Raw genomic sequence first — 5,211 nt, 5'->3', positions numbered from 1 at the left:
AACTCTTTTTCCTCATTGGCGAATAGGTATAGGGAAAAGCTTTGCTTGATGGGAGCCGTATGAGTCGAGAGGCTCACGTACGGTTCTGAGAGGGGCTGGCGGGGAAGTTCCGCCGGTCTACTCACCCAAATGTGAACTCAAAAAACTAAGTAATTAATATATGGAAAATATATAAATTATTTTAATTAAAATTAGTCACATGGGTCTTTTTTATCTTAAGCCATCATATTTTAATAAATTGTTAATAATGATTTGATAAAACTATACTTATCTTATGTTTGTTAGGTGCTTGTGTTATGCCAAAATTACTCTTAGATATTTTTAATATTATGGATAAGGCTCAACCCATAGGCGTGGTGGGAGCAATTAGACCTTTTAAGAATAATCCTCTTATTGTTAGTGCAGATCAACTTCACGTCTTATTATCACGACCCGACTGTTTAATTAAAACCTTAGACAAACCTTATAAAGTTGTGCGATTTCTTTTGCGATTTAATGGAGAGTTAGTGTTTGCAGCAGAAGGATATCCTTTTGCACATATTCCTGCGCACTACCAAATGGCTAGTATGAACCCTTTTGATGCTGTATGTATTTCAGCAGGAAATGCATTTTTTGATAAAAATAACAAACTTTGTGTTATTAACCACCAAAGTGGTGATTTTAGACCGTCGTTTAATTCACTACAATTCGCATTAAACGCATTTTCAAGATCGCACGTGCCAATGGAAAAAAAGATAACTGTTATGAGGCTAAATACTAATGGCGTCAATGAGCAAGATTATTCTATAAATGCTGAGGATATCAAAGACCCAACTCTGGACGCGGCCTCAAAGGATGTTTCATATGAATTACCAGTAACCACTACTCAGAATATTAACTATCAAAATAAATTAGAAGCATGTGCGCTACTTGGATTAACAATTACGCAGCAAATTAAACGATTAGAAAAGGGAGCCATTAGCCATGATCCCTATTGGATGAACAGTTCTAAAAAATTAAAGGCGATTATTAGTGCCCTTAACGAATTACCACCTCAAATAAATGAGGCTCAGTTGAAGTTAATTGTTAAAAATCCTAACACTCAATTGTATAAGGCTTTAAATATTCAACGTTTGTCACCAATGACGTTTTTTGGTCGACTAGGATGGAATAACGCAAAATCGTTGCAGTCAGTTAACGATGTTCTAACCAATAACCTGAATGTTTAGAAATTAATGTAACAAAATTTTGCATAAAGGTTACTTAGTTAAGGTATTCTTCATATTAAAGTGTTATAAATTATTCGGAATGATTAAATTAAAGAGCAATATAAATTATGACTAAAGCGCAAGAACAATTTGTAAGCCGTGATAAAGAGGACAGCCGAGACTTTAATGTTTGGTATCATAACGACGATACTCAGCGATTGGTCTGGGCCCTTTACCAGAAGGCCTTGAAACAGGACAGAGCACCTCTATTAAAACAAAAATATTTGGAACCCTACGTGTTTTTTGATGGGATAGACCATTGTTCTTTTACAGACCGTTCGCCTTTTAATGAAGTTATGAACGCAACTAAAGAAAGATTATTGCAATCCAATAAACTCTATTTGCCCATCATATTTAAGCCCGAATTAGGAGGCGCGCATTATATGGCTGGTATTCTTCGTAAAGAGAAAGATAATCGCGTAACGTTCTTTTTATTTAATCCATTAGGTTATCCAAACGAAGAAGCCAGAATTAAAGGGAAAAAAAGGCTGCAATTAGAAAGTACGAGCGCCATAGGTGATATGAAGTTGGTGATGTCTCCTCATACAGTACAAAGCCCTGTTAAAGATGGAACAAAGCTGGTTTCTTGCGGTCCCTTAAGTATAGCATTTGTGGGCTTTGCCTTGAATAACCCAGACTGGGTTGATAGTTTAGACGATGACTTTCGTATACCTGAGTTTTTATTGTTTTATAAAAATGCTGGCTTAACAGACTATGTGGAGGGAATAAAAAAAATAAGGCAATCTCATTACGAATTGTTGAGCAATGTTTCTGATGAGGATTTAAGCAAACAGCGTATTGAGGACTTTTATATAGAAGGAAATAAGTTCACCCTCAGTGCACTAGAAAAAGCATCGAAAACTTCTCAATCCTCCAACGAGGATAAAGATGAAGATTTGGAAGACGTATGGATGCAGCATCAAAGAGAGCAAGATCTAGAAGACCTTGAAGATGAAGAAAACGAAAATGATGAAGAAGCCGAGAATGATGAAGAAGGTGAAGAAATCGTTAGACATAATGAAGATAAAAGACCGCTTATAAACCCAGAGGTTAGGAAAGAGTCTTTGATAGCAACAACAAGCTCTAAATCTGAAGTTCCTTTCGCAAATCCTCTTACTAGCAGCAAACCAGTTCTGAATCTTTCAAAAAAGGGGATTAATGATGTGCTTAAAGAAGTTGATCGATTAGAGCGCAAAACCGGTTTTTTTAGCGACAGCGCCCATAAAAAAGCACAAGCTATTAAAGCAGCCTTGTTGAAGGCACAATGCTCTGCATTGATTGTTGACGTTCGTAAGGATGCAGAAGTTCGCAAAGCATTGGGCGATCATCGTATATTCAGTTTCTTTGGATTATTCAAGGCAAGATCATTAACGAATGTCGATCAGTCTTTACAGGATGAAGAAACGCGACTCAACGAATTAGTTTAAATTTCTCACTTTTTAAAGTTAAGGCATACAATGAAGATTGAAATAATCTTAGCAACAATAAGTGATTATCTAATTGTACAAAATCTGGCAAGCTATTATGTTTATGATCGAACTGGATATATGGGATGGTCATGTTCTGAAAACGGGATTTTTGAATGTATTGATTTTAAACACTACTTTGAAACTCCAAATGAAAAAGCCTTTATTGTTAAAGTCAATGATGAGTTGGCGGGATTTGTGTTGTTGGATAAAGAGCATCTCATTGAAGCAGTTGATTGGAATATGGGGGAGTTTTTTATTCTTAGAAAATTTCAAGGTAAAGGAGTTGCTACTCTTGTTGCTCATGACCTATTTAAAAAATACTCAGGAAAGTGGTCTGTCGCCGTCATGCCCGAAAATATAAAGGCGGTCAATTTTTGGCGCAAAGTGATTTCTGCTGTTACGATGAAAAACTATACCGAGGTTTTTAAAACAGAAGATGAACTAAAAACTCCTGAAAATCCCGATTCGTATGCAATGAATATTTTCATGTTTCATATTAAATAAAGACATAAATTAGAAAATGAGGGTAGTTTTCTTTGAACGAATTAGTAAGCATTATAATAGCAAATAAAGTCGGTTCATTTGCATTTAATCTGGGTCAAATTTGAGCTCTGTTTGTGGGTTAAATGGTTTATTATTGCGATACTCTCCAGGTATGTACGCTTTAGTCTTCATAATGTCTCTGGAGAAAGAGTGCTCAAAAAATATTATACCGAAAATAGTAAGTTTTAGTGCTCTCGATATGTTCTAAAAAAATAAAATATGCACTATAATTTAACATGATTGGCATTCATCTAATGCTTGGCTTTTTTGTGTTTTTATTTTATTAATTTTACAAGAAGTATCGATATGATTGAGGTAAATATTTGGTTGTCGACAGCAACTTTGTTAAAGAAGCGCATTAAGCACAAATTTTTTGGACCGCTTCTAGCATCCCACAAAAAAGGAGAAAATGTGGGGCATGTCAATTTCAATATAGAAATTGATGAACGCAATAAAGAAAATTTTGATTTTATTGAGCAACATGCAGCACCACTTAAAGTTAAAAAAACTTTGCGTGCTGTTCCGACTAAAACAACGTCTATAACCTATTCAAACGCAGAATCATCTCATTTGAAACCGATCACGGTAATGAGCGATCTGATCTCACACAGTTTTTGGCCAGAAGATAGGCCAACTAAAACAGAAACTATCAAAGGCAAAAGAGTTACGCCTGAATTTAGTACTCATGAAGAAGATATGGTTTCTGAGGATTCACTAACCACGCTGAAAATTTCACACCGCAAATCTGATTTAAATAATGTTCAGGACGAAAAGAAAAAAAATATTGATTTTTTTCTTGAAGTTTCAGATTTGGAAATTAGTTTAGAGAAACGTACAATTTTTACAAATGAACTGAACAAGCTACGTTTGGAAAAAGAGAATATAATAAGGCAACAAAAGCTATTAACAAGTTCTCACCAAGCCCAATTAAAAGATCTAAAAAAGCAATTAGTCAAGATGGAACTTGGTTTAGATAAAACAAAAGGTCAAATTACTGCTACAGAAAGAACTTTAAGCTATTTAAATAAAGTACAGCATCCTGATACAAAAACTAAAGAACAAACCATTCGACTTAATGAAAAACTAGTTAAATTGAGACAAGAGCGTGAAACTGAAATAAAGTCCCAACTTGAGGTAAGCGAATTAATTTCAAAATCGGAGCTTGCCTATAATGACGACATGCAGAAAGCTGAGAAAAATCTGCAACAAGTTGAGCTTGCAATCAATCATCATGTTGAAGAACTGCGAAAATTAGATATTATAATCGATGGACGTAATGAAAATGATTTAAAGCGGTTACAAGAACAAGCTCATCACCGCAAGCAATATACTTCCCGTAAAGAAGAGTTTATAAAAGGGCGTGACCTTACTGAGGGCAGACATGCTGACTACAGTATAACTTTGCCAACGGCTGAAAGTGGTTTACCTTGTTATATGGACGAAATCGCTATAATAAAGGCAATGCAAGAAGAGCGTGGGCAAAAGTATTCGATTGTTTTTAATAATTGCGCAAATAGTGCTAAGCGTTGTTTATTGGCAGGAATAGATGAAAATTTGAGAGCAAAATTAATGGAAACTGGTTTAAACAGCAAGTTTTTTGAGATTCGTAAAATTGAAACATGCCAATCATTACGTAAATGGGTAATGACACTTGAGAATAAATTAAATCAACTTAATTTTCTACCACTCGTACCTAAATCAAGTACTTAAGAAGGACTACTTCCATCGCGTGGTAGTTGAAAATTAGAATTTAGAGTATCTATTCTTATGGGATGACTCATCAAAAGCATCATCAACGTATGAAGAGTATCGGGAGGTGCGTGTTGGGTAGTGTTTAAATAACTGTGTCATCTCTTTTAACTTGTTATAATTTCAACACTTAAAAGAGGTGCCCATGAGTAAGAATAAAAAGATAGATTTATCCAATTTTGATTTCAATGAATTTAAGGCTG

Annotated in this window: 4 protein-coding genes; all 4 read left to right on the top strand. The window is 34.9% G+C overall.

Translation table 11 applies throughout. The features are described from left to right. Positions 1-296 precede the first annotated feature (296 nt). Positions 297-1,208: a hypothetical protein gene (locus ACWTEW_RS27735; RefSeq protein ID WP_050598500.1), complete on the top strand. Its 912-nt coding sequence runs from the start codon at positions 297-299 to the stop codon at positions 1,206-1,208. Between the two features lie 107 nt (positions 1,209-1,315). Next, entirely contained in the window at positions 1,316-2,674 is a 1,359-nt protein-coding gene (locus tag ACWTEW_RS27730; RefSeq protein ID WP_028378760.1) for a hypothetical protein, read from the top strand. 30 nt (positions 2,675-2,704) lie between these two features. After that, positions 2,705-3,220, top strand: a complete 516-nt coding sequence (locus ACWTEW_RS27725; RefSeq protein ID WP_028378759.1) for a GNAT family N-acetyltransferase — start codon at positions 2,705-2,707, stop codon at positions 3,218-3,220. A 345-nt stretch (positions 3,221-3,565) separates the two neighbouring features. Further along, positions 3,566-4,969, top strand: a complete 1,404-nt coding sequence (locus ACWTEW_RS27720; RefSeq protein WP_028378758.1) for a hypothetical protein — start codon at positions 3,566-3,568, stop codon at positions 4,967-4,969. The last annotated feature ends 242 nt before the right edge of the window (positions 4,970-5,211 follow it).

This window comes from Legionella stuttgartensis (assembly GCF_977063405.2).
Note: the sequence above shows the minus strand (reverse complement) of the source record. Positions and strands in the feature narration are given on the sequence as shown.

Coding starts and splice junctions, on each gene's coding strand:
- ACWTEW_RS27735 (WP_050598500.1), top strand. CDS start 297: ATGCCAAAATTACTCTTAGATATTTTTAATATTATGGATAAGGCTCAA.
- ACWTEW_RS27730 (WP_028378760.1), top strand. CDS start 1,316: ATGACTAAAGCGCAAGAACAATTTGTAAGCCGTGATAAAGAGGACAGC.
- ACWTEW_RS27725 (WP_028378759.1), top strand. CDS start 2,705: ATGAAGATTGAAATAATCTTAGCAACAATAAGTGATTATCTAATTGTA.
- ACWTEW_RS27720 (WP_028378758.1), top strand. CDS start 3,566: ATGATTGAGGTAAATATTTGGTTGTCGACAGCAACTTTGTTAAAGAAG.